Source organism: Pseudomonas sp. m6p (assembly GCF_055760375.1).
The window spans coordinates 4,735,274-4,751,805 of the sequence record NZ_CM147084.1; the positions used below are offsets into that span (position 1 = coordinate 4,735,274).

A 16,532-nucleotide genomic window follows, 5' to 3' on the forward strand; every position below is an offset into this window, starting at 1 on the left:
CGAGCGGCCATAATGGCGACCTCGAATTTCCCAGTCTCTGAAGGATCGCCCGTGAGCCAGTCACTGATCGCTGCCCTGCAAAACCCGGCCCTCTACCCGCACCCCGTCGACGGGTTCCAGGTCATCGAAACCCATATCTCGTGGGTGATCCTCACCGGGTCGTTTGCTTATAAAGTGAAGAAGCCGGTGAATTTCGGCTTTCTCGACTTCACCAGCCTCCAAGCGCGCGAGCACTTCTGCGCTGAAGAACTGCGTTTGAATCAGCGCCTGACCGAAGATTTGTATCTGGACGTGTTGCCGGTGACCGGCAGCGTCGAAGCGCCGCAACTGGGAGGCGACGGCCCGGTGATCGAATATGTGCTGAAAATGCGTCAATTCCCGCAGACCGGCCTGCTCAGCACCCTGCAGGCCAACGGTGAGCTGACCACCCAGCACATTGATGAAATGGCCGAGCAGATCGCCAGATTCCACCTCAGCGCGCCAAAAGTCCCGGCCGAACACGAGGCGGGGACCCCGGACAGCGTAATGGCCCCGGTGCGCCAGAACTTCGAACAGATCCTGCCATTCCTCAGCGACAAAAACGATCTGCTGCAACTCGAGGCCCTGCAAGCCTGGGCCGAGAGCAGCTTCGACCGTCTCAAGGCACTGTTCAGCCAGCGCAAGGCCGAGGGTTTCACTCGCGAATGCCACGGCGACATTCACTTGGGCAACGCCACTGTGATCAATGGCAAAGTAGTGATCTTCGACTGCATCGAGTTCAACGAGCCGTTCCGCTTCACCGACGTCTGGGCCGACACCGGTTTCCTGGCGATGGACCTTGAAGACCGTGGTCTGAAATCCCTGGCCCGCCGCTTCATCAGCCAATACCTGGAATTGACCGGCGACTATCAAGGCCTGGAAGTGCTGAACTTCTACAAAGCCTACCGAGCACTGGTTCGCGCCAAAGTTGCACTGTTCAGCATGCCGGCGGACGCCACCCCGGTGCAGCGCGCCACTACCCTGCGCCAGTACCGTAACTACGCCAATCTGGCGGAAAGCTACAGCACCATCCCTTCGCGCTTCATGGCGATCACCCACGGAGTATCGGCCGTCGGCAAGAGCCACGTGGCGATGCGCCTGGTCGAAGCATTGGGCGCGATCCGCCTGCGTTCCGATGTCGAGCGCAAGCGTCTGTTCGGCGAGCAAACCGTGGCCAACGACGTGCAGGCCGGGATTTACAGCGCCGACGCCAGCGCTGCCACCTACGCCCGCTTGCATGAGATTGCCGGAGTCATTCTGCACGCCGGTTTCCCGGTCGTCATCGATGCGACCTACCTCAAGCGCGAGCAACGTGACAGCGCGGCGAAAGTCGCCGAGGCGACCGGCACGCCGTTCCTGATTCTCGACTGCAACGCTCCGCAAGCCGTGATCGAAAGCTGGCTGGCGATTCGCCAGGCCGACAAGAAGGATCCTTCCGACGCCACGCTGGCGGTCATCGAGGCCCAACAGGCCAGCCGCGAAGCGCTGACGCCAGAAGAAATTCTGCGCAGCAAACGCGTACAGACCAATGAAAGCGGGACCCTCGACACCGTCGTGGCGCAGATCCGCCAGCGTCTGCCAGGCCTGTAAGAAACTATTTCGACCGTGAAGCCCCCGCTGGCTTCACGGTCGTCAAATAGTGGCACTATACTGGCGTCATAAAACCAACAGGTGATGTGACATGAGCCAGCCGAAACTTCTCGACACCCCGCTTTATGCCCTGCTGCACAAAGACGACATCGCAGGCTTCAACAAGGAACGCCCGAACGACGGCCCGATCGACATGGTCGGTGGCGACTTCCGTGGGCTCGATCTGCGTGAACTGAACGCCGACGGCGTGGATTTCCGCGACGCCTACTTCCGCTCCGCCGATTTGCGCGGCATCGATTTCCGTAATTCCGCCCTGGAAGGCGCGAGCCTGGCCCATGCGCAGATTTCAGGTGCGTACTTCCCACCGGAACTGAGCGCCGACGAGATCCTGATGTCGATGAATTTTGGTACCCGCCTGCGCTATCGCACCCGCTGATATTTATCTTTCTCTGACCCGACGCCTTTCCCGCGTGGGAGCGGGCTTGCTCGCGAAGGCGTGGTGTCAGTCGATACATCTCGTGGCTGACAGGACGCCCTCGCGAGCAAGCTCGCTCCAACATGTGTTTCTTCTCTCCTTTCTGGGTTCGCAGCCCTTTCTTAGTAGCGTTTGCGTCTAATCCGACCAAACAACCACGCTTTTCCTACTGATGGCTACACTCCTGAGAAGATCGCCCACGCACCATTCGGCCGTCGCAAGGAGGCTTGATGAATGATGAACTGCAACACCTGAAGAATCTTGGCAAGACGTCGGCGCAATGGCTGCATGCCGTGGGCATCCACAGCGCCTCGGACTTGCGTCGCCTGGGGGCGGTGGACGCCTATCGGGCCGTGCGTACCCGCGGGTTTCGCGCATCGAAGGTGTTGTTGTACGCGATTGAAGGGGCGCTGATGGATGTGCACTGGAACGATATCCCGGCCGAACGCAAAGACGCCTTGAACAAGCAGCTCGAAGCCATCTCCTCGCGTCACAAGAACTGAACAGGCGCTGACGGCCATGTATCTGCTCGGGGAACAATCGGCACCAGTCGATAAGCTGATCAATCGTTTGCAGAGCTTGCCCGCGCACTGGCTGGAAGGGCTTGCGCCGTGCGGGCCTGCCTTTGAGCCGGAAATCTCTGATGACCTGATGGCGCAGCTCCCACACGATCAGCTGTTTCTGCTGACAGAAGGCGTGATCCACGGCTACATCGGCGGCCGCGCGTTGTTTTACTGGCAGGAAGGCGATCTGATCGGCCTGCAGCAAGGTGACGCCTGGGCCGATTGCCGACTGCGCAGCGACGGATTATTGCGCTTGTTGCCCTATCGGCGAACCGATCTGTTCCGACATTTGTACGCCGAGCCGGAACGGGCTGAGCAATGGCTGGAGTATCTGCTGGGGCAGATGGCGCTGCTGGCACACGCGGTGGCCGAACTAAAGCCACGGGAGTTTCGCAGCACCAATGGCTTTAAACGGGTCGAGAGCGGTGAAGTGTTGATCCAGCAGGGCGATGCTGCCGATCACGTCTTCGTGATCATCGATGGGCATGCCGAAGCGTTTGTTGATGGGCACAAGGTTGGCGACGTGCCCAAGGACGAGATTTTCGGCGCCATGGCAGTGTTCACAGGCGAGCCGCGAAACGCCACGGTCATTGCCCGCGAGCCAAGTACAGTGATGTTGATTCCCGGCGATCAGTTTCTGACCATGACCCGCAACAATCCGAAGATTGCCCAGAGCCTTATCGAGAGCATGGCCCGGCGCATTGGCCAGCTCAACCAGCAAATCACCCAACTGAGCGCGGTGAAAGCTGCGCGTTGAGTCCCCTGTTTCCGGGGCACTCCGGCCATTTGCACGACTAAATCACGCGAATGGAAAAACAGTGGTTGACTCGCTAATGAGAATCGCTATGATTATCACAACTGGTCGCGAGATCAGTCGATATTCTGAAAAGCCCTTGGTTCGGACTCTCAGATTATCTCCTCATCAGGCTAATCACGGTTATTTGACCCGGTTTTTACCGGGTCTTTTTTTTGCCTGTGGAAAAGTCATTGACCGAACTGTTTGCGCATCTGTGCGCAGTAATCCTGCGCAGGCGTGGCCGGGGTGTACCAGACGTAATCGGCCATCGCCGCGCTGACCTCAGCGCCCTGCTCGGCCAGCATCAGCACCGTGGGCGCCTGGGCTGCGCCAAGATCAAGCACATGCAGCGACACGCCAGCATCCTTGCGCGCATGCCAGGCGCCTGCCAACAACATGGCGGGGGTTGGTGCCGCCAGCAAACGTTCGGCCATGCGTCGATCGCGCTGTTGCTGAATCGCGAGCATCGCCGGCATCTGCGATTTGGGCAGCAGGCCGCAATGTGATGCGCTGATCTGCTCAAGCAGCGTGGCTTTTACCGCTGTCGCATTGCTGCGGATACCGCTCAGGGCTGGCGGCTGACGATAGAAAGCACGGATTTCGCTGTCGTCCAGATTGGCTGCCGACAGCGGATAGGTTTGTGTAAGGGCGAAGCGAACGATCGGCCCATAAAGCTTCCAGTCCCAGCCATCCTGCCAGTCCAGAGCAGTGGCAAGATCGGAGGGCGGCGTTGCTGCATGGCGAACCTGATCAACTTTCAGCTGTTGATCAGGCGTAAGCATCTCCAGCAGCAGACTGCCCTGAGGGCGTTGCTCACCCAGCGACTGCAACAGCCACAACTGCGCAGTGTGATGATCGGCATTGTCATGCTGCTCGCCAATGATCACGTGCTGCGCACCGGCCAGACGTGTCAGCAGTTCCTGCGCCGTCAGTACCTGACCGCTGTGCAGATCGCGTATCTCACCGCTGACCGGTGGCGGCGCAGCAACATGCTGACACCCTGCAAGCAGCAACACCGCCAACAACCAGATCCCGCGCATGCCATCACCTCGATGAGAAATCAGCGGGCGATGATCAGCGGATGCCCACGCTCCGGGTGCGGCTGCACCAATACTTCGAGTCCGAACACCGCTTTGAGCGAGTCCGGTCGCAAGACTTGCTGCGGCGTACCCAGCGCCACCGGGCGCCCGCCTTCAAGCAGCAACACCCGATCACAATAGCGCGCCGCCAGATTCAGATCATGCAGGATGACCAGCACCGCCGCGCCACGGTCGGCAAACTCACGTACTGCCTGCAGCGTGGTGTGTTGGTGCAAGGGATCGAGCATCGAGGTCGGCTCATCCAGCAACAGCGTTTGCCCGGCCTGCCCCGGCCATAACTGCGCCAGCACCCGCGCCAGATGCACGCGCTGGCGCTCGCCACCCGACAGCGCCAGATAACTGCGCCCGCTCAGGTGCCCGGCATCCGCAGCGTCCAGCGCTGCCGCGACGATCTCGTCGTCGCGCACCCGACCACTTTGATGCGGCAAGCGGCCCATGCCGACCACTTCCTCCACACGAAAGGCAAAATCCAGCGTCGAGACCTGCGGCAACACCGCCAGACGCTGGGCGCGTTGCGTACCTGTCCAGTGATTCAGTGCCTTGTCGTCGAGTAACACCTCGCCTTTACTCGCCGTCAGCTCACCGCACAAGGCACCGAGCAAGGTGCTTTTGCCGGCACCGTTTGGTCCGAGCACACCCAGCACCTCACCGGGCTCAAGTTGCAGGGTGACGTCGCTGAGGACGGTCTTGCGCCCGCGACGGATGTGCAGATTGTGCGCACGCAGCATCAGGCACGTCCTCGCAGCAGCAGATAAAGGAAGAATGGCGCGCCGATAAACGCCGTGACAATACCGATCGGCAACTCCGCCGGCGCCAGTGCCAGCCGCGCCACCAGATCCGCCAGCAACAGCAGGCTCGCCCCCGCCAGTACCGACGCTGGCAACAGCACGCGGTGATCGGGCCCGGCCAATAAACGCACCAGATGCGGCACCACCAGCCCGACGAAACCGATCATCCCCGCCGCCGCTACCGCTGCGCCAACACCCAACGCGGTGCAGAACACCAGTTCACGCTTGAGCCGTTCGACATCGATCCCCAGATGCCCTGCCTCGGACTCACCCAGCAACAACGCATTCAGCGCCTTGGCACGACGCGGCAACCACAGCGCAACACCGGCGCTGATGATCAGCAACGGCCACAAACGCGCGTAACTGGCACCATTGAGGCTGCCCAGATTCCAGAAAGTCAGCGTGCGCAGGGTCGCGTCATCCGCCAGATAGGTGAACAACCCGACTGCCGAGCTGGCCAGCGCCGTCAGGGCGATCCCAGCCAGCAGCATGGTCGCGACGTTAGTCTGGCCGTTGCGCCGTCCGAGCCGATAGACCAGCGCCGTTACCCCCAACCCGCCGAGAAACGCGCACGCCGACAACAGATACGGCCCGAACCACTCTGGCAAATCGCCAAAAAACGCACCGCCGACAATGGCTACAGCCGCACCAAGCGCCGCACCGCTGGAGACCCCGACCAACCCGGGATCGGCCAGCGGATTGCGAAACAAACCCTGCATCGCCACGCCGGACAGCGCCAGTACACCGCCGACGGCCAGGCCAAGCAAGGTACGCGGTAGCCGAATCTGCCCGAGAATCAGCTCAGCCTGCTCCAGACCGTCCGGCGCCAGCGGCACACCGAGCATGCGCAGAGCCGCGCGCAACGTATCGAACAGCGGCAGGCTCACCGGCCCCAGCGCCAACGACAGCCAGATGGCCAGCAAACACAGGAGCGTCAGCCCGATAAACAGGCTGCGTGGTTTGACCAGTGCGGTCATTGGCCGCTCGCAGTCGGGTAGAGGCCGTCAGACAAACCCTTCAACGCCGCCGGTAAACGCGGCCCGAGCCCGCCGACCAGCAGCGTCGGATCCAGCTCCAGCACCCGTCCGGCCTTGGCCGCACGGCTTGAATTGAGAATGGGGTTTTCCTTGAACAACGCCGCTTTTGCCGCCTCACCGCTCAACGCGCGATCCGCAAACACCAGCACTTCAGGATCAAGCCCGGCCAGCGACTCAACGGAGAACGGTTTGTAACCGGTATGCGTCGCCAGGTTATGTCCGCCAGCCCGTTGCAGCAGCCAGTCGGCGACAGTGTCCTTGCCGGCAATCAACGGTTTGCCGCCGGCATGCCCAATCAGCACCAGCACACCGGGCGCCTTGTGCCTGGTCTGCAATTCGGCGACTCGCGCCTTCTGCATGGCGAGCTGCTGTCGATAACTTGCCAGCAGCTGCGTCGCCTGGGCTTGCGCGCCGAGCAACTGCCCGAGATGCGTGAGGTTTTTTTCCAGCGTCGGCAGATCCGGCTGCGCCGAGAACAGTTTGACCTGCACCTTGGCGCTCCTTACTTGAGCGATCACCGGTGGCGGGCCCATTTCTTCGCTGCCGATAAGGATGTCCGGGCGCAGGCTGAGAATGCCCTCTGCCGACAGGCTGCGTTGATAGCCGATACTTGGCAGTTTCTTCAGCGACTCGGGATGCTGGCTGGTGGTGTCGACGCCGACCAGTTTCGACTCGCCGCCCAATGCACTGACCCACTCCGAAAGCGCGCCACCGGCACTGACCCAACGCTGTGGCAAGTCGGCAGCTGTCACCTGAAGGCTGGCGAACAGTCCGACACACAGCACAGCAACGTGGATAATCAGGCGCATACGCAGCTTTCCTTGAACAGTTTTCCCGGGCAGCGAACCGGCAGGCCAAGTATCCTTGGCGGCAGCCGCGCACAGTGGGCGAAGGCGGCCATTTGATAATTGTTTGCATTTAAACGTCAAGCTCGGACACTTCCTGAAACGAGCCGACAGTTGAGGATAGTCATGAAGTTTTTGTGCGCAGGTGCCGATCTCGCCGAGGCCGGCAGCCGTGGGTTCGACATCCACGGCAACAAACTGTTTGCCGTGCGCCGCAATGGACAGGCCTATGTTTATCTCAACCGTTGCCCGCATCGTGGCGTCGGCCTGGAATGGCACCCCGACCAGTTTCTCGACCCGAGCAACAGCCTGATCCAGTGCGCCACCCACGGCGCACTGTTCCTGATCGAGGACGGCGAATGCGTCGCCGGGCCCTGCGCCGGGCAATCCCTGACCGCCATCCCCTGCCGCGAAGACGCCCAAGGGGTGTGGATCGATGTTTAACCGTTGAGCAACACGTCCAGCCGCCGGTCGATCACCATTTCTTCGTTGTTCAAGCGCACGCCGTAAGCCAGCACTTCAACTCCGCATGCCACCGCCTCGCGCAGGGCATCGGCGTAGGCCGCATCGATTTCCTCGGCCGGACGCACTGCGTCAATCCCGCTGAGATTGACGCAATACAGCTGCACCGCCCGAATGCCGTCACGGGCCAGATGCGCCAGCTCACGCAGATGCTTGGCGCCGCGCTGGGTCACCGCATCGGGAAACGCCGCAACATTCGTTCCGTCGAACCCCAGCGTGACGCTTTTCACTTCCACGTAGGCCGGGCCACTCGGGTACTCGAGACGGAAATCAATGCGGCTCTTTTCCTGGCCGTACGCCACTTCACGTTTAAGCGCCGTAAAGCCGCTCAACTCGACGATGACTCCCGCCTGCAGCGCCTCTTCCACCAGTGCGTTGGCACGGCCGGTGTTCACGCAAAACAGCCGGCCCTGCGGAGTTTCGCCAATTTCCCAGGTGCCGGGCAGCTTGCGTTTCGGGTCGCTGGAGCGACTGAACCACACCTGTCCGCCCTCAACCTGGCAGTTGAGCATCGAACCGGTGTTCGGGCAGTGAAGGGTCAACAGCTCGCCATTGACCGTTTCAACATCAGCCAGAAAACGTTTATAGCGGCGAATCAGCCGCGCCTCTTCCAGAGCCGGATAAAAACGCATCAGGCTTGCCAGCTCTTCAAACCGCGAGCGATGCGTTCCACCGCTTCCTGTAAGCGAGGGAGGTTTTGCGTGTAGGCAAAACGCACATGATGGCCCGCTTGATAACGACCGAAGTCCAGCCCCGGGGTAAAGGCGACGTGCTCGGTTTCGAGGAAATGCCGGCAGAACGCGAAGGCATCGCCGCCGAACTGGCTGATATCGGCATACAAGTAGAACGCACCTTCAGGTTCGACGGCGATGTTGAAACCCAACTCGCGCAACGCCGGCAGGAGGAAGTCGCGACGGCGACCAAATTCGGCGCGGCGCTCTTCGAGAATGCTGATGGTGTCCGGCTCGAAACAGGCCAGTGCGGCGTGCTGCGCCATGCTCGGCGCGCTGATATAGAGATTCTGCGCGAGCTTTTCCAGCTCACTGACGGCCGCATCCGGTGCCACCAGCCAGCCGAGACGCCAACCGGTCATGCCGAAATATTTGGAGAAACTGTTGAGGACAAAGGCGTTGTCATCGACTTCCAGCACACTGGCGGCATCGGTGCCGTAAGTCAGGCCATGATAAATCTCGTCCACCACCAGATGGCCGTGCCGCGCCTTGATCGCTGTGGATAATCCGGCCAGTTCGTCGCGGGTCAGGAGGGTGCCGGTCGGGTTGGCCGGCGACGCCACCAACGCTCCCACGCTGTCGTGATCCCAGTGCCGCGCCACCAGATCCGGGGTCAATTGATACCGCACTTCCGGGCCGACCGGCACCAGTTGCGCCGCGCCTTCGACCAGTCGCAGAAAGTGCCGGTTGCACGGGTAGCCCGGATCCGCCAGCAGCCAGTGTTTGCCCGGATCGACCAGCAAGGCACTGGCCAGCAACAGCGCACCGGAGCCCCCCGGCGTGATCAGGATCCTTCGCGGATCAATGTTCAAACCGTAGCGCGATTGATAAAACCCGGAGATCGCTTCGCGCAACTCAGGAATGCCACGCGCCGCGGTGTAGCGAGTCTTGCCCGCCGTGAGCGCCGCTTGCCCGGCGCGGATGATCGGCTCGGCCGTGGTGAAGTCCGGCTCGCCGATTTCCAGGTGGATCACATCGTGACCTTCGGCCTGCAGTTCATTGGCCCGCGCCAGCAGCGCCATCACATGGAACGGTTCGATCGCGCGACTGCGCGCACTGTAGGGCTGAGCCATGGGTTTTCCTTCGACGGGGAAAAAGAGACGATTCTACCCATCTGCCGGAACGAGCGAGAACCCGTCGCGGTCACAGCCTCAAGAACGCTGGACTGTAACGATATGCGCGTACGCTCCAGGATTGACTAAAATCAGAGATTGATCAGGCCTCCATCACTGTCAGACATGACTTGCCAAACTTCTGCAAGCGCCACCCGCCGGGGCCTCGACATCCGGGAGTAGCGCAGGCCGAATTGATCTGGTAAGTTCGCCCGCTTGCAGCCGCAGGGCCGGCAGGTGTCGGTGATGGAGCAATCCTGCGCAATGGATTACAAGAGTAGAGGCGGTCCATTTCATGCCCACCCAAGCAAAGCAACAGCAGCAAGTGACGATCAGCGGCTTCGAACCTTACGTTCCGAAGGACGGCGAAGAGTACATGGGCGCCCCGATGCGCGCGCACTTCACCAAGATCCTGAACAAGTGGAAACAGGACTTGATGCAGGAAGTCGACCGTACTGTTGATCACATGAAAGACGAAGCGGCCAACTTCCCTGACCCGGCCGACCGTGCCAGCCAGGAAGAAGAATTCGCCCTTGAGCTGCGCGCCCGCGACCGCGAGCGCAAACTGATCAAGAAGATCGACAAGACTCTCGAACTGATCCAGGACGAAGAGTACGGCTGGTGCGAATCCTGCGGCATCGAAATCGGCGTCAAGCGCCTCGAGGCCCGTCCTACCGCCGATCTGTGCATCGACTGCAAGACCCTGGCGGAAATCAAGGAAAAGCAGGTCGGCAAGTAATCTCGACCTGAACGAAAAACGGAGCGTGCGAACGCTCCGTTTTTGTTTCTGCCTTTTGCCTTTTGCCCTTGTGGGAGCGAGCAGTCTCGATTCCACCCGTTGACCTGCGTATCGCCTGAAAAGTAGCTTCGTTTCCATGACAGCCAAAATCTCCCCCGCCTACATCGGCCGCTTCGCCCCCACCCCCAGTGGCCACCTGCACTTCGGCTCGCTGGTGGCTGCCCTCGCCTCCTACCTCGACGCGCGTGCAGTCGGTGGGCGTTGGCTGGTGCGCATGGAAGACCTCGATCCGCCCCGGGAAGAGCCCGGCGCGCAGGCGGCGATTCTCAAGGCGCTGGAAAGCTACGGCTTCGAATGGGACGGCGAGATGGTGCGCCAGAGTGAGCGCCACGCCGCCTACGCCGAAGTGCTCGACAGCCTGTTCAACCATGGTCTGGCCTACGCCTGCACCTGCTCGCGCAAGCAACTGGAGCCGTATCACGGGATTTATCCGGGCTTGTGCCGCAATGCCGGTCATGAACAGCAAGATGCGGCAATCCGCCTGCGTGTGCCGGAACTGGAATATCACTTCATCGATCGGGTGCAGGGCGAGTTCCGCCAGCATCTGGGGCGCGAGGTCGGCGATTTCGTGATTCGCCGCCGCGACGGCCTCTACGCCTATCAACTGGCGGTGGTGCTGGATGACGCCTGGCAAGGCATCACCGACATCGTGCGCGGCGCCGACCTGCTCGACTCCACGCCACGCCAGCTCTACCTGCAAGAACTGCTGGGCCTGCGTCAGCCGCGCTATCTGCACCTGCCACTGATCACGCAGCCGGACGGCAACAAGCTTGGCAAATCCTACCGTTCGCCGCCGCTTGAGGCCGATCAGGCCACGCCACTGCTACTGCGAGCCTTGCGTGCGTTGGGGCAAAACCCCGGTGCCGAACTGGCGCATGCCACCCCCGAGGAATTGCTCAAATGGGGCGCAGCCCACTGGGATGCATCGAAGATCCCGCGCACACTGACGTTGCCCGAGGCGCAACTGCAATGACGACACTTGCAGTGGCGCGCCCATCCGTTACCATCGCCGCACGTTTTCGGGCACGCGCATAAAAAAGAGAGGCCGGGATGTACATCTATCGCTTGGTCCTGCTTCTGGTCGTGGGAATCTATCTGTTTTCGCCAGCCATCATGGATTGGTGGATCGACGCCACGGGCGCCTGGTATCGGCCGTATCTGCTCTGGTTGATCCTGATTGTCGTGACCTTCATCCTGCAGAGCCAAAAAGATGCCGATGAGCTTTAGCCTGACCCAGATGATCCTGATCAGCGCCGCGTACCTGGCGGTGCTGTTCGGCGTTGCCTGGATCAGTGAACGGGGCATGATCCCGCGGGCGATCATTCGCCACCCGCTGACCTACACCTTGTCGCTGGGGGTTTACGCCAGTGCCTGGGCGTTCTACGGCACGGTGGGCCTGGCCTATCAGTATGGCTACGGCTTTCTGTCCAGTTACCTCGGGGTGTCTGGTGCTTTTCTGCTCGCACCGGTACTGCTGTATCCGATCCTGAAAATCACCCGCACCTATCAATTGTCGTCGCTGGCGGACCTGTTCGCGTTCCGCTTTCGCAGCACCTGGGCCGGCGCGCTGACCACGATCTTCATGTTGATCGGCGTGCTGCCGCTGCTGGCGCTGCAGATTCAGGCGGTGGCCGATTCCATCGGCATCCTCACTGGCGAGCCGATCCAGAGCCGCGTCGCGCTGGCGTTCTGTGCGCTGATCATTCTGTTCACGATTTTCTTCGGTTCCCGGCATATCGCCACTCGCGAGAAACATGAAGGGCTGGTGTTCGCGATTGCTTTCGAATCGGTGATCAAACTGATCGCCCTCGGCGGCGTCGGTCTGTATGCGCTGTACGGCGTTTTCGACGGCCCGCAACAACTCGAACTGTGGCTGCTGCAAAACCAGACCGCCCTCGCCGCCCTGCACACGCCCCTGCAGGAAGGACCATGGCGCACGCTGTTACTGGTGTTTTTCGCCTCGGCGATCGTGATGCCGCACATGTATCACATGACCTTCACCGAAAACCTCAACCCGCGCTCGCTGGTCAGCGCCAGCTGGGGCCTGCCGCTGTTCCTGCTGCTGATGAGCCTGGCAGTGCCGCTGATCCTCTGGGCTGGCCTGAAGCTCGGCGCCACCACCGACCCGGAATACTTCACCCTCGGCATCGGCATTGCCGCCAACAGTAAGCCGCTGGCCTTGCTGGCGTACGTCGGCGGGCTATCGGCGGCCAGTGGCCTGATCATCGTCACCACCCTGGCACTGTCGGGCATGGCGCTGAACCACCTGGTGCTGCCGCTCTATCAGCCGCCGGCCGAAGGCAACATCTATCGCTGGCTGAAGTGGACGCGTCGGGCGCTGATCGTCGCGATCATCATGGCCGGCTTCTGCTTCTACCTGATGCTCGGCGCCGGGCAGGATCTGGCCAACCTCGGCATCGTCGCTTTCGTCGCCACGCTGCAGTTCCTGCCCGGCGTGCTTTCGGTGCTGTACTGGCCGACCGCCAACCGGCGCGGCTTTATCGCCGGCCTGCTGGCGGGGATTGTGGTGTGGGTGGTGACCATGCTGTTGCCGCTGGTCGGCAATCTGCAGGGTTTTTACATCCCTCTGCTGAACATGATTTACGTGCTGGACGACACCAGTTGGCACATGGCGGCGATCGCCTCGCTGGCAGCCAACGTATTGATGTTCACCCTGATCTCGCTGTTCACCAACGCCAGCCCCGAAGAAGCCAGCGCCGCCGAAGCCTGCGCGGTGGATAACGTGCGGCGTCCGCAACGCCGTGAACTGCACGCGGCCTCGCCTCAGGAATTCGCCACGCAACTGGCCAAACCGCTGGGCGCCAAGGCGGCGCAGAAAGAAGTCGAGCAAGCCCTGCGCGACCTCTATCTGCCGTTCGACGAACGCCGTCCTTATGCCTTGCGCCGCTTGCGCGACCGCATCGAAGCCAACCTCTCCGGCCTGATGGGCCCGAGCGTGGCGCAGGACATGGTCGAAACCTTCCTGCCGTACAAGGCCGGCGGCGAAAACTATGTGACCGAAGACATCCACTTCATCGAAAGCCGTCTCGAGGATTACCACTCGCGCCTCACCGGGCTGGCCGCCGAACTCGACGCCCTGCGCCGCTACCACCGCCAGACCTTGCAGGAGCTGCCAATGGGCGTCTGCTCGCTGGCCAAGGATCAAGAGATCCTGATGTGGAACAAGGCCATGGAAGAACTCACCGGCATCGCCGCGCAACGGGTGGTCGGTTCGCGCCTGAGCACCATCGCCGATCCGTGGAAGCCATTGCTGCAAGGCTTCATCAACCTGCCCGACGAGCACTTGCACAAGCAGCACCTGGCTCTCGACGGCCAGACCCGCTGGCTCAATCTGCACAAAGCGGCGATCGACGAACCGTTGGCGCCGGGCAACAGTGGTCTGGTGCTGCTGGTGGAAGACCTGACCGAGACGCAGATGCTCGAAGACAAACTGGTGCACTCCGAGCGCCTGGCGAGTATCGGTCGACTGGCTGCGGGTGTGGCCCATGAAATCGGCAACCCGATCACTGGCATCGCCTGTCTGGCACAGAACCTGCGCGAAGAGCGCGAAGAAGACGGCGAACTGACGGAAATCAGCGGGCAGATTCTCGAACAGACCAAGCGCGTGTCGCGCATCGTGCAGTCGCTGATGAGCTTTGCCCACGCCGGCAGCCATCAGCACAGCGACGAACCGGTTTGTCTGGCCGAAGTCGCGCAGGACGCCATCGGTCTGCTGGCGCTGAACCGGCGCAACTTCGAAGTGCAGTTCTACAACCTGTGCGATCCGGATCACTGGGTCGAAGGCGATCCGCAGCGGCTCGCCCAAGTGCTGATCAATCTGCTCTCCAACGCCCGTGATGCCTCGCCTGCGGGCAGCGCCGTGCGGGTCAAGAGTGAAGCCGGCGAACACACGGTCGATCTGATCGTCGAAGACGAAGGCAGTGGTATTCCGCAGAACATCATGGACCGATTGTTCGAACCTTTCTTCACCACCAAGGACCCGGGTGAAGGTACCGGTCTGGGCCTTGCACTGGTCTATTCCATCGTTGAAGAGCATTATGGACAAATCACCATCGACAGCCCGGCTGATGTACAAAGCCAGCGCGGCACCCGTATCCGGGTGACCTTACCGCGCCATGTCGAAGCGACGTCCGCTGTGAACTGAGACCGTCGAGAGTATCGAATCAATGCCGCACATTTTGATCGTCGAAGACGAAACCATTATCCGCTCCGCCTTGCGCCGCCTGCTGGAACGCAACCAGTACCAGGTCAGCGAAGCCGGTTCAGTGCAGGAAGCACAAGAACGCTTCACTATTCCCACATTCGATCTGATCGTCAGCGACCTGCGCCTGCCTGGCGCCCCCGGCACCGAGCTGATCAAGCTCGGCCAGGGCAAGCCGGTGCTGATCATGACCAGCTACGCCAGCCTGCGCTCGGCGGTCGACTCGATGAAGATGGGCGCGGTGGACTACATCGCCAAACCTTTCGATCACGATGAAATGCTTCAGGCCGTCGCGCGGATCCTGCGTGATCACCAGTCTGCACCTGCCGCCGGCGAAGCGCTTGCCGGCAAACCGAGCAATGGTGGCGGCAAATCGTCTGTCGACAACAGCAATGGCGAGATCGGCATCATCGGCTCGTGCCCGCCGATGCAGGACCTGTACAGCAAGATCCGCAAAGTCGCGCCGACCGATTCCAATGTATTGATCCAGGGCGAGTCCGGCACCGGTAAAGAACTGGTGGCCCGCGCCCTGCACAACCTGTCCAAGCGTGCCAAGGCACCGATGATTTCGGTGAACTGCGCGGCCATCCCGGAAAGCCTGATCGAGTCCGAACTGTTCGGCCACGAAAAAGGCGCGTTCACTGGCGCCAGCGCCGGTCGCGCCGGTCTGGTGGAGGCGGCGGACGGCGGCACGCTGTTCCTCGACGAGATCGGCGAACTGCCGCTGGAAGCCCAGGCCCGTCTACTGCGCGTGCTGCAGGAAGGCGAGATTCGCCGCGTGGGTTCGGTGCAGTCGCAAAAGGTCGATGTGCGTTTGATCGCCGCGACCCACCGTGACCTCAAGAGCCTGGCGAAAATCGGCCAGTTCCGTGAAGACCTGTATTACCGTCTGCATGTGATTGCCCTGAAACTGCCGGCGTTGCGCGAACGTGGCGCCGACGTCAACGAAATCGCCACGGCGTTTCTCGCCCGCCAGAGTGCGCGCATCAACCGTACCGACCTGAAATTTGCCGCCGATGCCGAACAAGCCATCCGGCATTATTCCTGGCCGGGTAACGTGCGTGAGCTGGAAAACGCCGTGGAGCGCGCGGTGATCCTGAGCGAAAGCCCGGAAATCTCCGCCGACCTGCTGGGTATCGACATCGAGTTGAGCGACCTGGAAGACGACGAGTTCATCGGCTTGCCCGCGCAAACCGCGGGTAACACCAGCAACAGCAGCCATGAGCCGACGGAAGACCTGTCGCTGGAAGACTATTTCCAGCACTTTGTGCTTGAGCATCAGGATCACATGACCGAAACCGAACTGGCGCGCAAACTGGGCGTCAGCCGCAAGTGTCTGTGGGAACGTCGTCAGCGCCTGGGCGTTCCACGGCGCAAGACCGGGGTCACCAGCGAGAGCTGAACGTTACCTGTCGAGTGTGCGGGTAACGCTTGAAGACGTGAAAAAACTGTTACCTCAGCTTTTTCACGTAACAGAAGCCGGGGTTATCGGTAACGAAACCCCGGCTTTTTTTCGCCCCGAGAAAACGGTTATATCGACCTAACCCCTTGTTTTATTGGGCTTCGCAAAAGTTGGCACGGCACCTGCTATATGTTTGGTACAAGAACAATAACAAGCAATGCACAAGACAATAAAAATAAGACGAATCGACTCACGCACAATAAAAACAAGACGGCGAGAGGCGCAGCTAACTGATTCTTTTGGAGAGGCGTTGTATTTGGGGCTAGCCCCACGACCAGGCCGAGAACAACAAAAACTGTCCTAAGACAGAGCCTGTACTGGTTGGATCGCAAGATCACTGCAACACAGCGACCAAAGCAATCCGTTTGCTCTTGGCTCCCGATTGGGAGGGTCATGAAGGAAAAGCTTCATGGCGAGGGCACTCAACAAAAACAAGAAGCCCGAATCAATAATAAAAAGAGCACGCAACTAC

The 16,532-nt window shown here is 61.0% G+C and carries 16 protein-coding genes; 10 read left to right on the forward strand and 6 right to left on the reverse strand.

Features of this window, described 5'->3' with window-relative positions:
• Positions 1–51: 51 nt before the first annotated feature.
• From ACYZUM_RS21525 to ACYZUM_RS21540, 4 genes are all read left to right on the forward strand, one after another.
• Complete coding sequence (locus ACYZUM_RS21525; RefSeq protein ID WP_108183810.1) at positions 52–1,608, forward strand: bifunctional aminoglycoside phosphotransferase/ATP-binding protein; 1,557 nt, start codon at positions 52–54, stop codon at positions 1,606–1,608.
• Between the two features lie 91 nt (positions 1,609–1,699).
• Positions 1,700–2,044 (forward strand): pentapeptide repeat-containing protein, encoded by a 345-nt coding sequence (locus ACYZUM_RS21530; protein ID WP_041065444.1) that lies wholly within the window; start codon positions 1,700–1,702, stop codon positions 2,042–2,044.
• Positions 2,045–2,313: 269 nt separating this feature from the next.
• The gene (locus ACYZUM_RS21535; RefSeq protein WP_003228231.1) at positions 2,314–2,586 is read left to right on the forward strand and encodes a TfoX/Sxy family protein; all 273 of its coding nucleotides are present in this window, start codon (positions 2,314–2,316) and stop codon (positions 2,584–2,586) included.
• A gap of 16 nt (positions 2,587–2,602) precedes the next feature.
• A complete protein-coding gene (locus tag ACYZUM_RS21540; protein WP_108183811.1) occupies positions 2,603–3,403 on the forward strand; it encodes a Crp/Fnr family transcriptional regulator in 801 nt (266 codons plus the stop codon).
• A gap of 227 nt (positions 3,404–3,630) precedes the next feature.
• On the opposite strand, the gene ACYZUM_RS21545 is transcribed toward ACYZUM_RS21540, so the two are convergent.
• From ACYZUM_RS21545 to ACYZUM_RS21560, 4 genes are read right to left on the reverse strand one after another with little or no spacing between them, the layout of a single operon-like run.
• On the reverse strand, positions 3,631–4,482 hold the full coding sequence (locus ACYZUM_RS21545) for a ChaN family lipoprotein (RefSeq protein WP_108183812.1): 852 nt from the start codon (positions 4,480–4,482) through the stop codon (positions 3,631–3,633).
• Between the two features lie 20 nt (positions 4,483–4,502).
• Positions 4,503–5,270, reverse strand: coding sequence for a heme ABC transporter ATP-binding protein (locus tag ACYZUM_RS21550; protein ID WP_108183813.1), 768 nt, complete (start codon positions 5,268–5,270; stop codon positions 4,503–4,505).
• The gene (locus tag ACYZUM_RS21555) at positions 5,270–6,253 is read right to left on the reverse strand and encodes a FecCD family ABC transporter permease (RefSeq protein WP_174377370.1); all 984 of its coding nucleotides are present in this window, start codon (positions 6,251–6,253) and stop codon (positions 5,270–5,272) included. The genes ACYZUM_RS21550 and ACYZUM_RS21555 overlap by 1 nt, the downstream gene beginning before the upstream one ends.
• 50 nt (positions 6,254–6,303) lie before the next feature.
• Positions 6,304–7,176, reverse strand: coding sequence for a heme/hemin ABC transporter substrate-binding protein (locus tag ACYZUM_RS21560; protein WP_108183815.1), 873 nt, complete (start codon positions 7,174–7,176; stop codon positions 6,304–6,306).
• A 162-nt stretch (positions 7,177–7,338) separates the two neighbouring features.
• Between ACYZUM_RS21560 and ACYZUM_RS21565 the strand changes: the two genes are divergently transcribed.
• Entirely contained in the window at positions 7,339–7,656 is a 318-nt protein-coding gene (locus tag ACYZUM_RS21565) for a Rieske (2Fe-2S) protein (protein WP_108183816.1), read from the forward strand.
• Here ACYZUM_RS21565 and sfsA read toward each other — a convergent pair.
• Together sfsA and ACYZUM_RS21575 are read right to left on the reverse strand one after the other, a co-directional pair.
• A complete protein-coding gene (sfsA, locus tag ACYZUM_RS21570) occupies positions 7,653–8,366 on the reverse strand; it encodes a DNA/RNA nuclease SfsA (protein ID WP_108183817.1) in 714 nt (237 codons plus the stop codon). The genes ACYZUM_RS21565 and sfsA overlap by 4 nt on opposite strands.
• Positions 8,366–9,538 (reverse strand): pyridoxal phosphate-dependent aminotransferase, encoded by a 1,173-nt coding sequence (locus tag ACYZUM_RS21575; RefSeq protein ID WP_108183818.1) that lies wholly within the window; start codon positions 9,536–9,538, stop codon positions 8,366–8,368. Before ACYZUM_RS21575 ends, sfsA begins: the two co-directional genes overlap by 1 nt.
• A gap of 334 nt (positions 9,539–9,872) precedes the next feature.
• Here ACYZUM_RS21575 and dksA point away from each other — a divergent pair, with 334 nt between their 5' ends.
• From dksA to ACYZUM_RS21600, 5 genes are all read left to right on the forward strand, one after another.
• On the forward strand, positions 9,873–10,316 hold the full coding sequence (dksA, locus tag ACYZUM_RS21580) for an RNA polymerase-binding protein DksA (protein ID WP_108183819.1): 444 nt from the start codon (positions 9,873–9,875) through the stop codon (positions 10,314–10,316).
• Positions 10,317–10,452: 136 nt separating this feature from the next.
• Complete coding sequence (gluQRS, locus tag ACYZUM_RS21585) at positions 10,453–11,349, forward strand: tRNA glutamyl-Q(34) synthetase GluQRS (protein WP_108183820.1); 897 nt, start codon at positions 10,453–10,455, stop codon at positions 11,347–11,349.
• A 77-nt stretch (positions 11,350–11,426) separates the two neighbouring features.
• Complete coding sequence (locus tag ACYZUM_RS21590; protein ID WP_003176118.1) at positions 11,427–11,603, forward strand: hypothetical protein; 177 nt, start codon at positions 11,427–11,429, stop codon at positions 11,601–11,603.
• On the forward strand, positions 11,587–14,541 hold the full coding sequence (locus ACYZUM_RS21595) for a sensor histidine kinase (RefSeq protein ID WP_161794896.1): 2,955 nt from the start codon (positions 11,587–11,589) through the stop codon (positions 14,539–14,541). The genes ACYZUM_RS21590 and ACYZUM_RS21595 overlap by 17 nt, the downstream gene beginning before the upstream one ends.
• Positions 14,542–14,563: 22 nt before the next feature.
• Complete coding sequence (locus ACYZUM_RS21600) at positions 14,564–16,000, forward strand: sigma-54-dependent transcriptional regulator (RefSeq protein ID WP_142579993.1); 1,437 nt, start codon at positions 14,564–14,566, stop codon at positions 15,998–16,000.
• Positions 16,001–16,532 lie beyond the last annotated feature (532 nt).

What these genes read in the sequence shown, in the direction of transcription:
- ACYZUM_RS21530 (WP_041065444.1), top strand. Translation starts at nt 1,700, where the DNA reads ATGAGCCAGCCGAAACTTCTCGACACCCCGCTTTATGCCCTGCTGCAC.
- ACYZUM_RS21535 (WP_003228231.1), top strand. Translation starts at nt 2,314, where the DNA reads ATGAATGATGAACTGCAACACCTGAAGAATCTTGGCAAGACGTCGGCG.
- ACYZUM_RS21540 (WP_108183811.1), top strand. Translation starts at nt 2,603, where the DNA reads ATGTATCTGCTCGGGGAACAATCGGCACCAGTCGATAAGCTGATCAAT.
- ACYZUM_RS21545 (WP_108183812.1), bottom strand. Translation starts at nt 4,482, where the DNA reads ATGCGCGGGATCTGGTTGTTGGCGGTGTTGCTGCTTGCAGGGTGTCAG.
- ACYZUM_RS21550 (WP_108183813.1), bottom strand. Translation starts at nt 5,270, where the DNA reads ATGCTGCGTGCGCACAATCTGCACATCCGTCGCGGGCGCAAGACCGTC.
- ACYZUM_RS21560 (WP_108183815.1), bottom strand. Translation starts at nt 7,176, where the DNA reads ATGCGCCTGATTATCCACGTTGCTGTGCTGTGTGTCGGACTGTTCGCC.
- ACYZUM_RS21565 (WP_108183816.1), top strand. Translation starts at nt 7,339, where the DNA reads ATGAAGTTTTTGTGCGCAGGTGCCGATCTCGCCGAGGCCGGCAGCCGT.
- sfsA (WP_108183817.1), bottom strand. Translation starts at nt 8,366, where the DNA reads ATGCGTTTTTATCCGGCTCTGGAAGAGGCGCGGCTGATTCGCCGCTAT.
- ACYZUM_RS21575 (WP_108183818.1), bottom strand. Translation starts at nt 9,538, where the DNA reads ATGGCTCAGCCCTACAGTGCGCGCAGTCGCGCGATCGAACCGTTCCAT.
- dksA (WP_108183819.1), top strand. Translation starts at nt 9,873, where the DNA reads ATGCCCACCCAAGCAAAGCAACAGCAGCAAGTGACGATCAGCGGCTTC.
- gluQRS (WP_108183820.1), top strand. Translation starts at nt 10,453, where the DNA reads ATGACAGCCAAAATCTCCCCCGCCTACATCGGCCGCTTCGCCCCCACC.
- ACYZUM_RS21590 (WP_003176118.1), top strand. Translation starts at nt 11,427, where the DNA reads ATGTACATCTATCGCTTGGTCCTGCTTCTGGTCGTGGGAATCTATCTG.
- ACYZUM_RS21595 (WP_161794896.1), top strand. Translation starts at nt 11,587, where the DNA reads ATGCCGATGAGCTTTAGCCTGACCCAGATGATCCTGATCAGCGCCGCG.
- ACYZUM_RS21600 (WP_142579993.1), top strand. Translation starts at nt 14,564, where the DNA reads ATGCCGCACATTTTGATCGTCGAAGACGAAACCATTATCCGCTCCGCC.